General features: G+C 40.3%; 17 protein-coding genes and 2 pseudogenes. 15 read left to right on the forward strand and 4 right to left on the reverse strand.

Features of this window, described 5'->3' with window-relative positions:
• The 9 genes and pseudogenes from IM477_RS12115 to psb34 form a co-directional block, all read left to right on the forward strand.
• Window positions 1–150, forward strand: a pseudogene (locus IM477_RS12115) (RNA-guided endonuclease TnpB family protein); the annotation flags it as partial.
• A gap of 53 nt (window positions 151–203) precedes the next feature.
• A complete protein-coding gene (locus IM477_RS12120; protein WP_002796683.1) occupies window positions 204–713 on the forward strand; it encodes a hypothetical protein in 510 nt (169 codons plus the stop codon).
• A gap of 71 nt (window positions 714–784) precedes the next feature.
• A complete protein-coding gene (locus tag IM477_RS12125) occupies window positions 785–1,564 on the forward strand; it encodes a photosystem II electron transport protein, Sll1252 family (RefSeq protein WP_061430251.1) in 780 nt (259 codons plus the stop codon).
• Window positions 1,565–1,607: 43 nt separating this feature from the next.
• Window positions 1,608–3,656 (forward strand): DNA phosphorothioation-associated putative methyltransferase, encoded by a 2,049-nt coding sequence (locus tag IM477_RS12130; RefSeq protein ID WP_287731908.1) that lies wholly within the window; start codon window positions 1,608–1,610, stop codon window positions 3,654–3,656.
• A gap of 34 nt (window positions 3,657–3,690) precedes the next feature.
• A complete protein-coding gene (locus IM477_RS12135; protein ID WP_287731909.1) occupies window positions 3,691–4,311 on the forward strand; it encodes a Uma2 family endonuclease in 621 nt (206 codons plus the stop codon).
• Between the two features lie 22 nt (window positions 4,312–4,333).
• Window positions 4,334–5,647 carry a dolichyl-phosphate-mannose--protein mannosyltransferase gene (locus IM477_RS12140; protein ID WP_287731929.1) on the forward strand — a complete coding sequence of 438 codons (1,314 nt, stop codon included), beginning with the start codon at window positions 4,334–4,336 and terminating at the stop codon, window positions 5,645–5,647.
• 60 nt (window positions 5,648–5,707) lie between these two features.
• Window positions 5,708–6,718 (forward strand): tryptophan--tRNA ligase, encoded by a 1,011-nt coding sequence (gene trpS, locus IM477_RS12145; protein WP_287731931.1) that lies wholly within the window; start codon window positions 5,708–5,710, stop codon window positions 6,716–6,718.
• 234 nt (window positions 6,719–6,952) lie between these two features.
• Window positions 6,953–8,002 carry a DNA-methyltransferase gene (locus IM477_RS12150; RefSeq protein ID WP_287731911.1) on the forward strand — a complete coding sequence of 350 codons (1,050 nt, stop codon included), beginning with the start codon at window positions 6,953–6,955 and terminating at the stop codon, window positions 8,000–8,002.
• Between the two features lie 229 nt (window positions 8,003–8,231).
• Window positions 8,232–8,411: a photosystem II assembly protein Psb34 gene (gene psb34, locus IM477_RS12155; RefSeq protein WP_002759001.1), complete on the forward strand. Its 180-nt coding sequence runs from the start codon at window positions 8,232–8,234 to the stop codon at window positions 8,409–8,411.
• A 74-nt stretch (window positions 8,412–8,485) separates the two neighbouring features.
• Here psb34 and IM477_RS12160 read toward each other — a convergent pair whose 3' ends face one another.
• The gene (locus IM477_RS12160) at window positions 8,486–9,268 is read right to left on the reverse strand and encodes a tetratricopeptide repeat protein (protein ID WP_061430256.1); all 783 of its coding nucleotides are present in this window, start codon (window positions 9,266–9,268) and stop codon (window positions 8,486–8,488) included.
• A gap of 62 nt (window positions 9,269–9,330) precedes the next feature.
• Here IM477_RS12160 and psbP point away from each other — a divergent pair, with 62 nt between their 5' ends.
• The 4 genes from psbP to ureG all read left to right on the forward strand — a co-directional run bounded on the left by psbP (window position 9,331) and on the right by ureG (window position 12,202).
• The gene (psbP, locus tag IM477_RS12165; protein WP_286825517.1) at window positions 9,331–9,879 is read left to right on the forward strand and encodes a photosystem II reaction center PsbP; all 549 of its coding nucleotides are present in this window, start codon (window positions 9,331–9,333) and stop codon (window positions 9,877–9,879) included.
• Between the two features lie 440 nt (window positions 9,880–10,319).
• On the forward strand, window positions 10,320–10,712 hold the full coding sequence (locus IM477_RS12170; protein ID WP_287731915.1) for a hypothetical protein: 393 nt from the start codon (window positions 10,320–10,322) through the stop codon (window positions 10,710–10,712).
• 130 nt (window positions 10,713–10,842) lie between these two features.
• Complete coding sequence (locus IM477_RS12175) at window positions 10,843–11,430, forward strand: Maf family protein (protein WP_287731917.1); 588 nt, start codon at window positions 10,843–10,845, stop codon at window positions 11,428–11,430.
• Window positions 11,431–11,605: 175 nt separating this feature from the next.
• Window positions 11,606–12,202, forward strand: a complete 597-nt coding sequence (gene ureG, locus IM477_RS12180) for an urease accessory protein UreG (RefSeq protein ID WP_287731919.1) — start codon at window positions 11,606–11,608, stop codon at window positions 12,200–12,202.
• Between the two features lie 6 nt (window positions 12,203–12,208).
• Here the strand turns inward: ureG and IM477_RS12185 are convergent, their stop codons facing one another.
• The 3 genes from IM477_RS12185 to IM477_RS12195 form a co-directional block, all read right to left on the reverse strand.
• Window positions 12,209–12,934 (reverse strand): WecB/TagA/CpsF family glycosyltransferase, encoded by a 726-nt coding sequence (locus IM477_RS12185; RefSeq protein WP_287731920.1) that lies wholly within the window; start codon window positions 12,932–12,934, stop codon window positions 12,209–12,211.
• 27 nt (window positions 12,935–12,961) lie between these two features.
• Window positions 12,962–14,377, reverse strand: a complete 1,416-nt coding sequence (locus IM477_RS12190) for an ABC transporter substrate-binding protein (RefSeq protein WP_287731923.1) — start codon at window positions 14,375–14,377, stop codon at window positions 12,962–12,964.
• 192 nt (window positions 14,378–14,569) lie between these two features.
• Entirely contained in the window at window positions 14,570–16,171 is a 1,602-nt protein-coding gene (locus IM477_RS12195) for a B12-binding domain-containing radical SAM protein (RefSeq protein ID WP_287731925.1), read from the reverse strand.
• A gap of 500 nt (window positions 16,172–16,671) precedes the next feature.
• Between IM477_RS12195 and IM477_RS12200 the strand changes: the two genes are divergently transcribed.
• Both IM477_RS12200 and IM477_RS12205 read left to right on the forward strand, forming a co-directional pair.
• Entirely contained in the window at window positions 16,672–16,848 is a 177-nt protein-coding gene (locus IM477_RS12200; RefSeq protein ID WP_002740449.1) for a DUF4089 domain-containing protein, read from the forward strand.
• Window positions 16,845–17,105: pseudogene (locus IM477_RS12205) on the forward strand (amidase family protein); the annotation flags it as partial. The gene IM477_RS12200 and the pseudogene IM477_RS12205, both read left to right, overlap by 4 nt.
• Window positions 17,106–17,237: the final 132 nt, after the last annotated feature.

A 17,237-nucleotide genomic window follows, 5' to 3' on the forward strand; every position in this document is an offset into this window, starting at 1 on the left:
ACTGTTGGGCAAACAGAAACCGACCCAAACGCCTTGGGAGAGTCCGGCCTCTGGATTCTTAATGGAGACATTGAGAATCTAAGCTGTCTCGTTGAACAAGGAATTTCCGATAGTGATAGGTCAAGAATCCCCCGTCACAGGGTAGCTTGACGGTGGGAGTATGTCAAAATAGGAGATGAAGATAGCCTGAAAAGTTGGAGAATATGAATTATCTCATTGCCGTGTTAGCTGATCGCATAGAAGCAGAAGAAGCTGCCGTTGCCCTCGAAAAAGCGGGAATTCCCCAATCTCAAGTGACCATTCTCGGTCGCGGCTATAAAAGTGCCGATGAGTTCGGTTTGATCGATCCCTTCCAACAGGCCAAAAAACGGGCTACTCTCATGGCTTTTTGGCTAATTCCCTTCGGTTTTGCCGGTGGCTACCTTTTTAACCTGATTACGGGATTGCATACCTTTGATTGGGCCGGAGAACCGGGGAATCATATTGTTGGCGGCATTGCTGGGGCGATTGGGGGGGCGATGGGTAGTATTTTCGTCGGTGGTGGCGTGGGTTTATCGTCCGGCAGTGGCGATGCACTTCCCTATCGCAATCGTCTCGGCGCCGGAAAATATATTATTGTCGTGCAGGGTTCCGAAAACTTGAAAAATCAAGCGACTCTTATCCTCCGTCAATTTAACCCCGAAAATCTGCAAGGATACGCCCTAGAACAGTGAACGGTTATCGGGAATAAGTTATCGGTCATTTGATTTTTTCCTAAGAATTTTTGATTAATTACCAGAAAACAATGTCACCAAGAGAAGAATTACTAAAGGGTGTCGAGAATCGCGAGGAGATAGCGAAAGTTATTGATAAAGCCGAACAAGCGATCAAGACTTGGGAAGTGACGGTGACAGACTTTCTTTCTCCCGCGGTTTTAGCGGAAGTAGAACGGGTTTTTCAGCGTTTAACCGATGTGTCAATGCAAAAATGGGGCGGTTATCCCCAAGCAGAAAGACAGCGCCTCGGTATTGCTAGAGTTGATCTACCTTTGACAGTAACAGATATTCCCCTATCTGCCCTTGATATTGCCGGTAATTTTCTTTTTGATACCGCTAACCACCGGGATTTTTTAGGGGCGATGTTGGGGACGGGTATCGTCCGGGAAAAAGTCGGCGATATAATCGTTTTAGGTGAGCGAGGAGCGCAGGCGATTGTAGTGCCTGAATTGGCAGATTTTTTATGTGCTAATTTACTACAAGTGCGTTCAGTTCCCGTGAAAACTAGCCCGATTCCTTTGACGGAATTAAAAGTTAGACCACCGCAAAAAAAAGAAATTAATACTGTGGAAGCTTCCTTGCGTTTAGATGCGATCGCCTCGGCGGGTTTTGGCATTTCTCGCAGTAAAATGGCCGAAGCAATTAGCGCCGGGGATGTGCGAGTTAACTGGAAAGATATCAGTCAATCTAGTTATAATGTTAAAACCGGTGATTTGATTTCTTTTCGGGGAAAAGGTCGTTTAGAAGTGGGTGAGGTTACTGTGACAAAAAAAGAGCGCTATCGGGTTCATTTAACTAGATTTATTTAGTTTTTTCTGTCTCTAGAATTTGTGATTAGACAGATTAATTGCCATGGCTGAGAATTTCGCCGTAATCGTGCAACTGTGTCAAGTTAGTCCCATCGGTAAACTATTACCGGGGGCGCTTTATGTTCATCGAGAAGCATTACATCAACTGGATCCTATCCTCCAGAATTACGAACAACAAGCAAGAATTAATCAGCATTTATCCGAGGCAACAATAATTAAATTTAGCACCGATAAACCGAAAATATCCTATCTTTTTTATCCCGATTTTGATCGGGAACCTCACCCAGCTTTAACTAAAAGTTTAGTGGTAGATATGGGGACATTAATCTTAAGTGAATGGAATTATCAAAATGCCGATAATCCGCCCATTTTACACCGAAAAGAAACTTTTGTTACTAGGGACTATCCCCTTTATCAAGAATTCGAGCATCTCACAAAAATCGAGAGTGCTTTAGGACTTTTAAACAGTTCTTATCCCATCGGTACTAAACAGGAATGGCAACGGCTTTTAAGAAAGCATAACCTTGATTTTGCAGGAGATTATTTAGTTTGTAATCTAGAGGGACAAAAGGAAAAATCGATAATAATTGATCGCCACAAAGCCGCTCTTGTTCGCAAAACCCTTTCTCGTCCGACAAGATTAGCATTAGCGGCGGGATTATTCCTTCCTGAAACCACTTTTTTTGATTACGGTTGTGGTTATGGAGGTGATATAGAACGCATAGCTGAACAGGGTTATCAAAGTGAAGGTTGGGATCCTTATTATCGTCCCGATAGTCCTTTAAGTGAATCTGATATTGTTAATTTAGGCTATGTAATTAATGTTATTGAATCCGCCGAAGAACGGCAGGAAGCCTTATTAAAAGCTTGGCAACTAACCCGTCAAGTTTTAATTGTTTCAGCACAGATTCTAATTGATGATAGCGAACGGGGTTTAATGGCTTATGAAGATGGAATTATCACCCGTCGTAATACCTTTCAAAAATACTATCAACAGGAAGAACTAAAACAGTATATTGATAGCACTTTGGGGGTTGATTCTATTCCAATAACTTTGGGAGTTTATCTAGTTTTTCGAGAGGAAGAAAAAGCGGAAGCTTTTCGTTTATCCAGATGGCGTTCCGGCGCTACCACTCCTAAAATTAAAACCCATCTCAAATGCTTTGAAGATTACGAAGATTTATTGACTCCCCTGATGGAATTTTACACCCAGCAGGGACGTTTACCTGTCGCGGGAGAATTATTACAAGAGGAAGAAATTAAGGCAGAATTTGGCACTTTTAGACGAGCTTTTCAAGTGATTTTACAAGTAACAGAAGCGGAAGAATGGGAGATAATTGCCGATAAAAGACGCGCCGATCTTTTACTTTATTTAGCTTTAAGTCAATTTAGCCACTGTCCGAAAGTACGGGAATTATCCCCCGCTACCCGTGCCGATTTTAAAGCTTTATTTGGCAGTTATCGCAATGCTTGCGCTTTAGCAGAAGAAGTGTTAATAAGTGCGGGAAATCTGCCAGCGATCGCTCGTACTTGTGAAAATAGTTCTTTAGGCAAACTTTCCCGTTATTCCCTAACTATTCATATTAGCATTCTGGAAAAATTACCGATGTTATTACGCTTATATGAAGGTTGTGCTAGTCAAACTATCGGACGGTTAGAAAATGCTAATGTTATTCGTTTATCCTTTCGTCAACCCAAAATTTCCTATCTTTATTACCCCAATTTTGATACAGAAATACATCCGATTTTAGCTACTAGCATGGATGTATATTTAGGTTCGGCTGATTTTAGCTTTCGTGATTATCGGGATAGTCCTAATCCGCCAATTCTACACGAAAAAGAGCTTTTAGTAACGGCGGATTATCCTAACTATGATAAATTGCTTCAGTTAACTAAATTAGAAAAGGATTGGGGATTGTTAGAAGATCGAAAAGCGATCGAACGTTTACAGGGTTGGCAAAAATGTTTAGAGGAGCATTGTGCTATAATCAAGGGCCATCAGATTCTGTGGCGAAAAGATGCTGATCCCTATAAAGTTAGGATTTTACGCGCTAAAATTAACGCCAGAAGAAATCAAAATAAGTCTTCCTGAGTAATTAAGTAAAATAGACGAGGTAATTAATTTTATGATGACTACGATTCGGTTACAAGGATTAGAAGGTTTCGAGTTAAAAGCTAATGATCCTGAACAAAGAATGTTAATTTCTGGGGTGAATTGGCAACAGTACGAAACCCTCTTAAAACATTTAGAAGATAGTTCGAGTTATCGCATTACTTACTTAGATGGAATGGTAGAAATTATGGCTCCTAGTCGTCGTCACGAAGTTAGCAAAAAAAATATCGGTAGATTGGTAGAAGTTTATTTAGAATATGCTGAAATTGATTTCTGGGGATTAGGTTCCACCACTTTGCGAAAACAGGAAAAAGAAGCGGGAAAAGAACCAGATGAATGTTTTTGTTTATTCACAGAAAAAGAGTTTCCTGATTTGGCGATCGAAATAATTTTAACCAGTGGCAGCCTGAAAGTCTTGGAAGTTTATAAAAGATTGGGAACTCAAGAGGTTTGGTTTTGGCAAGATAATCTGTTAAAAATCTATTCTTGGCAAGAGAATGGCGAATATATTTTAATCCCTAAAAGTGCTTTATTACCGGATTTAAATTTAGAATTATTAGCCGAATATGTCAACCATCCTAATCCCCGTCTTGCTGTCAAAGAATTTCGCTCGCGTTTATCAGAAAATTCCTAGTTATAATAACTATTGTCTTTCCATGAATTCTCAAGTAAAATTTAACCTATCTATCCTAGCAATATTTTTATTTTCTCTGGCGATAAGATTCTGGAATCTCAGTCAATTTAATACTCTTGTTTTCGATGAAGTTTATTATGCTAAATACGGCAATGAATATCTAATCGGTAAAGAATTTTTCCAGTCTCATCCACCGTTAAGTCAATATTTAATTGCTATTAGTATCTGGATTGGTTCCCATTTTCCTGCCGATCCTGAAACCATTAATAATTTAACAGGTTCCCTGCGCTCAACTTTTAGTTATCGCTGGTTAAATGCTTTCACTGGTTCTTTTATTCCCCTAATTATTGGCGCAATTGCTTATCAATTAACTCGGAGAAAAACTGTATTTTTAATCACAACTTTCCTCGCCAGTTTAGACGGATTATTTCTGGTGGAATCCCGCTATGCTCTCAATAATATTTACTTAATTTTATTCGGTTTGTCTGGACAATTATTTTTTTTATTAGCACTCCAGAAAAATCAAAAACTCAATTGGCTATTCTTATCAGGAGTTTGTTTCGGTTTAGCGGCAAATATTAAATGGAATGGCTTAGGATTTTTACTGGGAATATTTATTTTTATCGGTATTGCTTGGTTAATAAAATTATTGAATCAAGAGCAGTCAAAAGATAATCTTTGGACAAAGGCAACTAACCTGAGATTAGAGTACATTTTTATCGCCTTAATTGTCTTTCCCCTAGTCACCTATAGTTTGCTGTGGATACCGCATCTTCTCGTCAACCATCAATATAATTTTTGGCAAGTACATCAAGAAATTTGGTCATTTCATCAGGGAATAAAAGGTAATCAATCTGATGTCCATCCCTATTGTTCTCCCTGGTATAGTTGGTTAGTAATGGGGCGACCTGTGGCTTATTATTTTAAGAGAGTAGGTGATAAAATTTATGATGTTCACGCTATGGGAAATCCGTTTTTATGGTGGTTTTCTACCGGAGCAATTCTAGTAGTTTTTAGTCGATTATTTAACCGAAAAGAGCGAGTAATTTCCGCCTATCTTATCTGTAACTATATTGCTAATCTGCTGCCTTGGTTAAAAATTAGTCGCTGCACCTTTCTCTATCATTATATGGCTGCCTATAGCTTCACTTTGATTGCTCTAGCTTGGCTCTTAGCCGATGGTTTAGAAAGTTCCAGTCCTATTTATAAAAATTGCTCGCGCTCGCTCATAATTTTGATAATTTTTGCTTTTATCCATTGGCTACCAATTTATTTAGGCATTCCCCTGTCAGTGCGGGATTATTATCTGAGAATGATTTTTTCCAATTGGATTTAGGATGAAATTAGCGGCAAAAACTGATACAATAAAATCATGAAAAAAGCGATCGCAGGAGTTATGGGTAAACAAAGAATCTTATCGGGTGTGCAACCAACCGGCAATTTACATTTAGGCAATTATCTCGGTGCGATCCGCAATTGGGTGGAGGGACAAAAAGACTACGATAATTTCTTTTGTGTGGTCGATTTACACGCGATCACCGTTCCCCATAATCCCGCCACTCTTGCGGAGGATACTTTAGCAATTGCCGCTTTATATTTAGCCTGCGGAATTGATTTAGAATATGCGACTATCTTTGTCCAATCCCACGTTAAGGCCCATACGGAATTAACTTGGTTATTGAATTGTATCACCCCTTTAAATTGGTTAACCGATATGATTCAATTTAAAGAAAAAGCGATTAAACAGGGGGAAAATGTTGGCACGGGGTTACTCGATTATCCCGTGCTGATGGCCGCCGATATCCTACTCTACGATGCCGATAAAGTACCCGTGGGAGAAGATCAAAAACAACATTTAGAATTAACCCGCGATATAGCTGTTAGAATTAATCATCTTTTTGGACAACCGAAACAACCAATTTTAAAACTTCCTGATCCGATGATCCGCAAGGAAGGAGCGCGGGTGATGAGTTTAACCGATGGCCGGAATAAAATGTCTAAATCCGATCCTTCCGAGATGAGTCGGATTAATATTCTCGATAGTCCTGATGTCATTGCCAAGAAAATTAAACGCTGTAAAACCGATCTAGTTAAGGGTTTAACTTTCGATGATCCGGAGCGTCCCGAATGCCATAATTTATTAACTCTCTATAGCATTTTATCGGGAAAAAGTCAAGAGGTAGTCGGGGGAGAATGTGCCGATTTAGGTTGGGGACAATTTAAACCGATGTTAACAGAAGTCACCATAGAATCTCTGAAACCTATTCAGGAAAAATACGCCGAAATTAGAGAGGATAAAGATTATTTAGGCACAGTTTTGCGGCAAGGTCGTCTCAAAGCAGAAGCGGTGGCCAATCAAACTCTCGATCGAGTCAAAAATGCCATGGGTTATTTACCACCATTTTAGGGATAATTTTCGGGTGCATCTGATAATTATCAATCTACTCAGTTGAGATTTTTCAAGGAAAACTCGCTGCTTTATCAGTCAATCTTTAACTCTTGGTGGGGTTCTACCCCCCATCCAGGGTAAGGGAAGGAGAATGATTACAAAAGTTATTAAATTAAGCACAACTCCAGTGATATTTTGGTAAAATAAGGGCATAATTGAAACTATCAAAATACTTACCTGTCCTTTGAGATTATGGTTGTAGAGTCCCAGGGGAAACAAAAAAAACTATCGTCTAGGGAAGATAAGTCTCGTCCAATTGCCAGCAAGGAACAAAATTCTTATCTAGCAGAGGGAATTGTTGATCATCAATCAACTCAGATTGCTCCTTCCTCCTTACTACAGCCATTTTCTCCAGAGTTAGAAAAAGATAGAGCCAACAAATTTAATTCTCTTAAAGAAATTCTAGTTAGTCATCTTGGTCAACCTTTTTACTCGGACAACGGCTTTATTCTTTATCAAGGAGATGCCACAGACTTTTTGTCTAAACTATCTCATAGTGACATAAAAATTGACCTCACTGTTACATCACCACCTTATAATATTGGCAAAGAATATGAACGAGTTCTTTCAATCAATGACTATGTTGATTGGTGTGCTAATTGGCTGCGGCAAATTTATCAGATTACTCAAGATAACGGCGCTTTGTGGCTAAATGTTGGTTATTTAGAAGTACCAGAAAAGGGATTATGTGTTCCGATTCCCTATCTTCTTTGGGATAAGTCTCCCTTTTATCTTTTACAAGAAATTGTCTGGAAATATGGGGCAGGTGTTTCTACAAAAAATCGTCTTAGTCCTCGCAATGAAAAATGGCTTTTTTATCTCAAAAATTGCCAAGAATATACTTTTAACTTAGATAATATTCGTGACCCTAACGTTAAGTATCCCAATCAAAAGAAAAATGGTAAATATCGTTGTAATCCCCTCGGTAAAAATCCTTCTGATGTGTGGGAAGTTCCTAAAGTCACTACAGGAGAAAAGCGCAGTTCTAAGGAAAGAACTGGACATCCCGCACAATTTCCTTTAGCAATTGTCGAGAGAATTATACAAGCTTCATCTAATCCGGTAGAAATAATTCTTGATCCCTTTGCTGGTTCTTGTTCCACGGGAATAGCGGCCTTGGGATTAGGAAGAATTTTTGTGGGTTTTGAAATTCGACCAGACTATTGCGAGATAGCTGCAGAGAGATTTAAAAGATTTAAAAAAGAAAGAAGCAATACTTATATTCAAGGATCATTATTATAGTATTAAAAACGGATTTGGTATGATTGACTTTTTTTAACTTGTTTTCGCAGTTTCAATCATTGGAAATGCGATCGCCAATAAAAGTAGCAGAGTCCAGCAGTTACCCCAAGACTAGGAATTGTTATCCCCGTGGGAATTTCCCACATCGCCGACTCGGTTACTAATATGTTGTACGATTGTAACAAGAGGATTTTTTTCCTTAAAAATTGACATATTTGAGGTTTTGATTATGCCTTATACAAATGAAGAAGGTGGACGCTTAAATAATTTCGCCGCCGAACCGAAAGTTTATCAAGCGGCTCCCCCCACTAAATCGCAACAACGTAATTATCTTGTCTGGGGCGTTGCTGCGATCACACTTGTCGGTGGACTGTTAGCCGTCGCTTTTTACGCATCTCAAGCTGGCTAAAATTTAGTCCCTCGTAGTTGCGATTTAGCCTCGTTCACTCCTCTTTAGCGCTAATATCACAACTACTCCCTATTCTAAGGCTTTTGACCCTGAATTAATGCCACTGCTGACTGAGACTTAGCCGCAGTCCCCTGTTTACCCTGAGATAACGCTAGACGGGCCGCTTCCTCTAAATCAGCGATCGCTTTTTCCCTGTTTCCCAATTTATAATAGGTCAAACCCCGATTGTGGTACGCTTCGGCAAAATTAGCATTAATTTTCAGACTCTCATTATAGTCCCTTAAAGCCATTTCCTGCTGTCCGGCTCGGTTATAGGACAGGGCGCGATTATAGAAAATGCGATCCTGTCCTCTAGTTCCCTGTAAACTCAAAGCTTTTGTGTAATCCTCGATCGCTTCTAGGTGTCTTCCCAAGTCATCCTTAGCATTACCGCGATAAATAAAGAAATCAGCAAAATTTCCGTTTAAAGCGATCGCTTTTGTGCAATCTTCCACCGCTGCCTCGTATTTTTTCGTCAGATAATAGGCATAACAACGATTACCGAGAGCATTAACATAATTAGAGTTGATTGTCAAGGCCTGGGTATAATCTGCGATCGCTCGCTCGTACTGGCCGAGAACTAATTCCGCGTAGCCGCGATTATAATAAGCATCGGCATCCTTCGGTTCTAATTGTAGAGCTTGAGTAAAATCTGCGATCGCCCCTGAGTAATCCCCTGCGGTTAAACGATCCACCCCCCGATTATAAAATTCTACAGCCTTCACGGGGTTAGCGGTAGTTTGAGCGCTTAGGGGAGAGATAGTCAGTAAAAAAGTCGCTATAGCCATAATAATTGTCAATTTTTTCTTAATTTTCATAATCCGTTCACCTAAACAATTCAAGGTAAAATTAAACAGCCCTAATCACAGGTCAAAATATCATGATTAAATCTCTTTTGGCGACTTTCCTCCTAATTACCACCCTCCTCTTAACCAGTTGTGCAACTCCCATCGCTGGACTGCAAGGATATACCAGTGGCAGCCAAGGCTATCAATTTTTATATCCTAAGGGTTGGACGCAGGTGGATGTGAAAAAAGTTGCAGGAGTAGATGTGGTTTTTCATGACCTGATCGAAACGAGCGAAAATTTAAGCGTTATTATCAATCCCGTCCCCGACAATAAAACCTTAACAGATTTAGGGACACCCTCGGAAGTGGGCTATCGTCTCCTGAAAAATAACAGTCTTAACCCCAATCTCGATAAGGAAGTAGAATTAATTCGCTCAGAATCCCATCAAATCGACGGTCAAGATTATTATATCCTCGAATATCAAGTTAAATTAGCCAACGGCCAAGAACGTCATAATCTGGCCAGCGTCACGGTTAATAATAATAAACTCTATTCTTTTAATCTTTCCACTTCCCAAAAACGTTGGACGCAAATTCAAGAACTCTTTGAAACTATCGTTGATTCTTTCTCGGTTAGTTAGGGAAATAGGCCACAGGCAATAGTAAAATGTAGGGTGCGTTAGACGGCAAAAATTCCTGTTTTGACTTCAAGGTAACAATCCGTCGTAACGCACCACCTATCATCAACTAGGTAGCCGGTTTACAATTAAAGATAACAGACAAAGAACCAGAAGCCTGTCCCACTATCTAACAATTATCTAACAATTAATTGAGATTACTTACTGAGTCAGTAATCAGTGGGGAAGTGGTAACTGATAACTGATAACTGATAACTGATAATTAGCTGGTTATAATTAAATTAAAAATGGATTTGAGGTTCGATCCCCCCTACCCCCTAGGGTTGATTCAAGGGTAGGGTTGATTCATGAATCAACCCTACCCTTGATAAGGGGGGTGTCTGATAATTTTTAACGCCTACCTACTTAACTGATAACTGATAACTGATAACTGGTAACTGAATATGAGTAACTCGGAAGAAAATAGACTAGATAGACTCGAATCTCTTGCTGAAACTACCCTAACAGAACTACGGGAGATTAGATTAGGATTACAGGAGATTAAATTAGGACTACAGGAAACCAATCAGGGATTAAAAGAAACTAGAGCGATCGCTAATTCTAACGCCAAATCGATCGAAGCGTTAACTAATAGTCTTGCTGAGTCTAAAAAAGAATGGGAAAAAGACAGACGGGGACTTTATCAACTGCTAGGACAATTAACTCGATCGATGTCGGATTTTTATGAGGTCCAGTCAGATTTTTACAATCGATTTGACAAAATTGAAGAAAGAGAATCACGCATGGTTGAGATTTTAGATCGTTATTTACCCCCCGAAAATCCTGTCAATTCCTAGCAGGTTTTGCCATAGCATTGTTAGGTTTTACAGGTTGGGGAGATTTTTCATTTATCAGTTACTCCTATCTCCTGTCTCCTGTCTCCTGTCTCCTGTCTCCTATCTCCTATCTCTTTTTACTGAAAAAACTATGTCCATTCCCTTGATTCTTGCTTCCGCTTCTCCTGCGCGCAAAAAACTATTACAAATGGTGGGAATCGATCCAATTGTGCGAGTGAGTAACTTTGATGAATCGACAATTAATGCTGATGATACTCTCCATCTTGTCCAAACTTTAGCCCAATGTAAAGCGCAAACGATCGCCCCTAAATTTGATACAGGATTGATTCTTGGTTGCGATTCCGTCTTAGAAGTAGCGGGGGAAGTCTATGGCAAACCCAAGGATAAATCAGAAGCGATCAATCGTTGGCAAAAAATGCGCGGTCAGGTGGGTACACTCTATACAGGTCATGCTTTAATTGATCGAGTTAATAATCAAACTTTGACTCGTTGTGGGATCACTAAAGTTCACTTTGCCAATATCAGCAATGAAACAATTATTGCCTATGTTGACACCGAAGAACCCCTCAAATGTGCCGGGTGTTTTGCCCTAGAAGGAAAGGGGGGTCTATTCGTGGAAAGATTAGAGGGATGTCACAGTAATGTTATCGGTTTAAGTTTGCCCCTATTTAGGCAGATGTTAACGGATTTTGGCTACCAAATCACTGACTTTTGGTGATCTTTTTGCTGATAATTTCACCAAATTTATTGACAAAAAGGCTTGACAAATTCTCAGATTTGCGTTAACCTTTTATTATAATGGGAATCCGTGTCGCCCTGCGAACCCCTCTTTTTTCTATCGGATAGCCGCAAAATTTTTAACCCTTTCCTTTTCACTTTTTCCCGAAAAAACTATGTCTTGCTTGCGCGTGGGAATTGCCGGTCCGGTGGGTTCAGGAAAAACAGCCCTGCTCGATGCCCTGTGTAAAAAATTGCGGGATCAATATCCGATCGCCGTAGTCACCAATGACATTTATACTCAAGAAGATGCCCAATTTTTAGTGCGATCGCAAGCTTTAGACCCGGAAAGAATTTTAGGAGTAGAAACGGGAGGATGTCCCCATACAGCTATTCGCGAGGATGCCTCAATTAACTTAGTTGCCATTGAACAGTTAGAGAGAAAATTTGCTAACTTAAAGTTAATTTTTCTGGAAAGTGGTGGCGACAATTTAGCGGCAACCTTTAGCCCCGAATTAGTAGATTTAACCATCTATGTGATTGACGTGGCAGCCGGAGATAAAATCCCTCGCAAGGGGGGACCGGGTATCACCAAATCGGATTTATTGGTAATTAATAAAATAGATTTAGCCCCGATGGTGGGGGCAGATTTAGGAGTGATGGATAGAGATGCCAAAAAGATGCGCGGGGATAAACCCTTTATCTTCACCAACTTAAAAACACGGGAAGGATTAGAGCGAGTGATTGCCTTTATCGAAAAGAATTTATACTAACTATTACTAGGAATAAAAAAGAGAGCGCCAGAAAAATTTAGGTAAAGCTAACATTCTTTTCCAGCGCCAAGGTTCCTGATAGAGTCGATACAACCACTCTAAATTATTGTCACAGAAAAAGCGAGGGGCGCGGATTTTTGTCCCGGACCAGATATCAAAACTGCCCCCCACACCTACCCAGATAGCTTGGGGACAGAGATATCGATGTTCCCTAATCCAATATTCTTGTCGTGGTACTCCCAAACCAACTAAAATTAACCGCGGTTGTTGATCTTTTAACACCTCGATCCAATCGGACATTTCCTCGGAGGATAGATAACCATGGTTAGTCAGAATGCGGATATTAGGTATCTTTTTTTGCCAATTACTTGCCGCTTTTTCAGTAATCCCCGGGTTACCACCAAAAAAGGCAATAGGAAAACTCTCTCCCTGCATTCCTAACTCAGTAATTAAGGATTCTGATAATTCAATACCGGGGCAGCGGGTTTGTTTTTTACCCCTTAATTTTAAGTAAATGACAATCCCGGCGCCGTCGGGAATAACTAAATCTGCTTCCCGAATAACTTGTGCCACTTTAGCATCATTTTCCCCTAACATTGCCATTTCTGCATTAAGAGTGACAACGTGGGAACCAAAACCTTGATAGGTGCGATCGATTAACCAACGACTGTAGTTATCGAGGAGATGAACCGGTAAACCAAGAACAGAATATTTGGGGGGAGTTTCTAACATATAAGTCATCTTGATTTAGTTGTCATTTTATCGAGAAATTGGCACAAAATCTACCCCAAAACTAGAACGAGAACCGGGTTTAACTACCACTAATTGCACGGATTGATTGCGATCGCCAGACGGTAAAAATCGCACTGGATTAGTCGCCCCAGGGACAGAAAAATCACTGCTTCTTAAGGCCTGTTGAACTCCCTCGCGGCTAGATTCTGCCTTAATGCCAGCGATTAAAGCCTGGGTAGCGTCATAGGCGGTAGCAGTGCGCCAATTTACGTCTCCTTGCCACAATTGGCGGGAATTATTCACAAAAGGACTGTTCGGATTAGCCCCTAAATGCCAAGCGACAGCGACAATCATGCCAAGGGCATTTTTTCCGCCTACATCCAGAGTTTTGGGGCTATAAACGTCATCACCCGCCACAATCGGTAATTTTTGACCATTGATTTGAACCACCTGCAAAGCCTTATCTAGGGTACCACTATCCCCAAGAAGGGCGATTAGATTTGCTCCCTCTTGTTGAGCTTGTTGGAGACTTTTAGAAGGGGTAAAAGTGAGGGAAGATAGATCAAATTCACTCACCACTTGACCTCCTCCTAATCCTAAAGCGGTGATAAATTCAGATTTTAGGGATTGACTATAATTGCTTTGGGAGTTAAAAAATACCACTGCCTTGACGTTAGGAATTTTTTGCAAGCTAGATTCGGCTAATGCCCGTGCCGCCACAAAATCACTGGGAACAGAACGAAAGATATAGTCACCAAAATTGGAGAGTTTAACTGAGGTACTGATGGGGGAAATCATTACTAATCCTGCTTTTTGATAGATAGCGGCCGCCGCTAAAGAGGTGTCACTGCTAGTGTGTCCTACTACTCCTAAAATGCTGTTATCAGCCGTTAATTTTTGGGCAATTTGAGCGGCAATTTCGGGATTATCAGCATCATCAGCAATGAGAACTTTTAAACGAGTGCCATTAATTCCTCCAGTTTGATTGATTTGATTTTGAGATTGGGCAACTCCTCGTAAAACTTCTAGGGCGGTGTTGACATTGCTCCCAATTGGCACGGAAACGGCGATAGTATGGGACTTCGCTTGACCAATACTGGCGTTATTTAAGTAGATGAGAGCTTCGGGATCATTTTGATTAGCTCGCAGGGATTTTTCTAGGAGGTAAACTGCTTGCTGAAAGTCTCCTTTTCCGATTGCCTGTATAGCAGCTTGTTTGTCAGAAGAAGCCCCTTCAACTATTAATAAGTTTTCCCCTTGACTAAATTTTGCTTGTGCCGATACCGATTTTTGCTCTGGTGATATTTTCTCGATTTCAGAAAGATTGGTTGGGTTATTTTTTCCTTGAAAACGATTGTATAACCACCAACCACCTGCCCCAAAAAATATTAGGGTAATCACCAGGGCTAAAAGCAGGGTAACGGTCTCATTTTTCTTGCTCATGGGCTGATCAACTAAGATTAAATTAATGGTTTAATCGAGATTTATAGTTAATAAAAGTAACATTTTTTTGTTTTTAATATGCTAATTCAAGTCTGAATGGCAACAAGATCCGATCTACCTTGATAGAATACCTCATTTGGGGTCTGATAGTCAAGACATTGTTGAAATGCGTCTTAGCTTATTAGCGATACTTTACCTTTTTGTTTGGGAATCTTCTAAATGTTTTACCAAAACATTTGAGGATAAAGGACCGTGTAAATGACTCCAGGGTAAAACCTGTTCTAAACGCCATTGCTGATGAACATAATAATCTAGAGGGGGAATTTGTCCTTTTAGTTCCTTAAAAGCCCGTTTATAACTGCCTAAAGAATCACCGTAGCCACGGGTTAATTCTAATAGGGAAGTTAAGCGGCGATCGCCCCTAGATAATAGGGCTTGAATCACTGACCAATTATAACTCTCTGGGCGAAATTCTATGCCCTGTTTACCTAATTGTTTCTCTAGATATTTTAATCTTTTTTCGGCCATTTTATTAACGCCAAACCACTGAAAAGGAGTATGGGATTTAGGCACAAATGTGCTGCAACCGAAAGAAATTCGCAGTCCAGAGGCGGCTTTTTTTAATGCTGTTAACATTTCCATAGTCGCCGCTATATCTTCGGTTTCTTCTCCCGGTATTCCTACCATACCATAGAGTTTTATCCCTTTTAAACCGCCGGCTTTGGCATTAATGGCAGCTTGGATAATTTCATCATTGGCTAACTTTTTGTTGATAATTTCCCGCAAGCGATCGGAACCACTTTCTACGGCAATAGTAATTGATTTGGTGTCTCTTTGGGATAAAATTCTGGCTAATTTTTCCGTGACGGTATTAGTTCTAACTGAAGCGATCGAGAGTCTAACTCCCTCAAATTGTGGTTGAAAAAGATAATCGAGTAAGGTTTCAAATTCAGGATGTTGGCTGACGGAAGCACCTAATAAACCCAGGCGATCGGTCACTTTTAAACCTTTTTCAATGGCGGGAATCAGGGATTCTAAACTAGCGGTACGAAAGGGTAAAGTTAGATAACTAGCTAAACAAAAACGGCACATTTCTGGACAACTTCGCACCACCTCTACCATATAAATATTCTCCCATGCCGCTTGTTTTGTTACCACCGTAGAAGCAGCAAGAGTGTTACTGCGATAGGTTTGTTTACTAACAAAGGCAGCAACATTATTATCTATGGGTAGAATTGCTGTAATTTCACCTTCAGAACTATCATAATTAACGGTATATAAACTAGGAACATACACCCCCGGAACCTGGGCTAAATGACGGAGTTTTGTCGGGCGATCGGCGTTTCTAACCTCTTGATAGGCATTAATAAAATCAGCAATTAAATTTTCACCATCTCCCAATAAAATTACATCAAAAAAAGCGGCAAAAGGTTCGGGATTAGCAGTTAAAACTGGTCCCCCTCCAAAAATTATCGCTTGCCGATCTTGCCGTTGATGACTGTGACAAGGAATTTCTAAAGATTCTAACAGCGAGAGGATATTAACATAGTCTAATTCCCAAGAAAAGGAAAAGCCGACTAATTCGGGATAACGGGGTAAAGATTCTTGAAAATCCGTAAATAAACGACTAACTTGTATATCCGATCGCAGGGCTAAAGTTGCCCAAACAATTTGATAACCTAAACTGGTTATACCCACAGAATACTGATTAGGAAAGGCAAAAATAGTTCTAAGGGCATCACTGTGGGGTATTGCGGGAGTAAAGAGGAGTTTTTCGTCTTGTAAGATGGTCATTTCAGTTATCAGTTATCAGTTATCAGTTATCAGTGACTACCAGCAGTCTTTAGTAGCTTTTAATTTTCATTCTCTTGCTAGGGGAGACTTGTTACCTCTTGTTTTTGGTCATATAAGTAGGTGGGTGGAATTAAATATAAGATGAACGTAGGTTGGGTTGAAGAATGAAACCCAACGCCCGATTATGTTACGCTACTGCTAACCCATCCTACAAATAATTGTGCCTCCCTACTTATAAGTTTAATTTAATCTGGAGGTGAAGGAGGGGAAAATATCTCAATATACAGTTCTAGGATCATATCTAAGGTTATGATCCTAGGGAGTCGGTGGTCAAGAACAAATTCAAGTTATACTTCCTCCCTAGGGATAGCTATTGTATTTACAGGAGATTTTCTCTTATATCCTAGCAATTTTCACAGCTTAACTAGGTATCGATTTTATTCCTGAGCGCTGCTTTCAGGCAACTCTTTATCTCCTTCACCCCAGCCGGAACGAAATCTATGAATAACCCAGAAGAATACGTTATAATCATGGCGAAAATCCTAGATTTAACCATTCCCGATCGCTATTTAAATTCTGTGGTTGAAAACTGGCAACGCTTGCAAGAAATCGCCAGTTTAGTGACAGAATTTCCCTTAGAGGATGACGGGGAAAGCGCCCTCAGCTTTGAACCATGACTATTTCTGTGTGCAATTTAGCTCGATCGATCCAAAATCGTCAAACTAGCGCCTTAGAAGTTATTAGCCAGACTTTGGCAGTGATAGAGGTGAAAAATCCCCATTTAAATTGCTTTACCGACATTTTACAGCCTAGGGCGCTCGCTCAAGCCCAAAAAATCGATCAAGCGATCGCCAATGGGGAATCCGTCGGCCCCTTGGCAGGAGTCCCCTTCGCCGTCAAAAATCTCTTTGATATCGAGGGTATTGCTGGACTTCCCCCGTATAAACATACTAGCTATGGCTAAAAGTCTTACAGAGCCTGAGTTCAAGCAATACAATACCAATGAACTACTGGACACAAAATCCTGAAGTTCTTACGCAGATAGGGTTTGAGGCAAAAATTTTCA

The sequence above is a fragment of the Microcystis sp. M090S1 genome, assembly GCF_020246295.1.
Lineage (GTDB): Bacteria > Cyanobacteriota > Cyanobacteriia > Cyanobacteriales > Microcystaceae > Microcystis > Microcystis aeruginosa.

Coding starts and splice junctions, on each gene's coding strand:
- trpS (WP_287731931.1), top strand. CDS start 5,708: ATGGGTAAACAAAGAATCTTATCGGGTGTGCAACCAACCGGCAATTTA.
- psbP (WP_286825517.1), top strand. CDS start 9,331: ATGATTAAATCTCTTTTGGCGACTTTCCTCCTAATTACCACCCTCCTC.
- psb34 (WP_002759001.1), top strand. CDS start 8,232: ATGCCTTATACAAATGAAGAAGGTGGACGCTTAAATAATTTCGCCGCC.
- IM477_RS12150 (WP_287731911.1), top strand. CDS start 6,953: ATGGTTGTAGAGTCCCAGGGGAAACAAAAAAAACTATCGTCTAGGGAA.
- IM477_RS12135 (WP_287731909.1), top strand. CDS start 3,691: ATGATGACTACGATTCGGTTACAAGGATTAGAAGGTTTCGAGTTAAAA.
- ureG (WP_287731919.1), top strand. CDS start 11,606: ATGTCTTGCTTGCGCGTGGGAATTGCCGGTCCGGTGGGTTCAGGAAAA.
- IM477_RS12185 (WP_287731920.1), bottom strand. CDS start 12,934: ATGTTAGAAACTCCCCCCAAATATTCTGTTCTTGGTTTACCGGTTCAT.
- IM477_RS12175 (WP_287731917.1), top strand. CDS start 10,843: ATGTCCATTCCCTTGATTCTTGCTTCCGCTTCTCCTGCGCGCAAAAAA.
- IM477_RS12130 (WP_287731908.1), top strand. CDS start 1,608: ATGGCTGAGAATTTCGCCGTAATCGTGCAACTGTGTCAAGTTAGTCCC.
- IM477_RS12200 (WP_002740449.1), top strand. CDS start 16,672: ATGAATAACCCAGAAGAATACGTTATAATCATGGCGAAAATCCTAGAT.
- IM477_RS12120 (WP_002796683.1), top strand. CDS start 204: ATGAATTATCTCATTGCCGTGTTAGCTGATCGCATAGAAGCAGAAGAA.
- IM477_RS12195 (WP_287731925.1), bottom strand. CDS start 16,171: ATGACCATCTTACAAGACGAAAAACTCCTCTTTACTCCCGCAATACCC.
- IM477_RS12125 (WP_061430251.1), top strand. CDS start 785: ATGTCACCAAGAGAAGAATTACTAAAGGGTGTCGAGAATCGCGAGGAG.
- IM477_RS12140 (WP_287731929.1), top strand. CDS start 4,334: ATGAATTCTCAAGTAAAATTTAACCTATCTATCCTAGCAATATTTTTA.
- IM477_RS12160 (WP_061430256.1), bottom strand. CDS start 9,268: ATGAAAATTAAGAAAAAATTGACAATTATTATGGCTATAGCGACTTTT.
- IM477_RS12170 (WP_287731915.1), top strand. CDS start 10,320: ATGAGTAACTCGGAAGAAAATAGACTAGATAGACTCGAATCTCTTGCT.
- IM477_RS12190 (WP_287731923.1), bottom strand. CDS start 14,377: ATGAGCAAGAAAAATGAGACCGTTACCCTGCTTTTAGCCCTGGTGATT.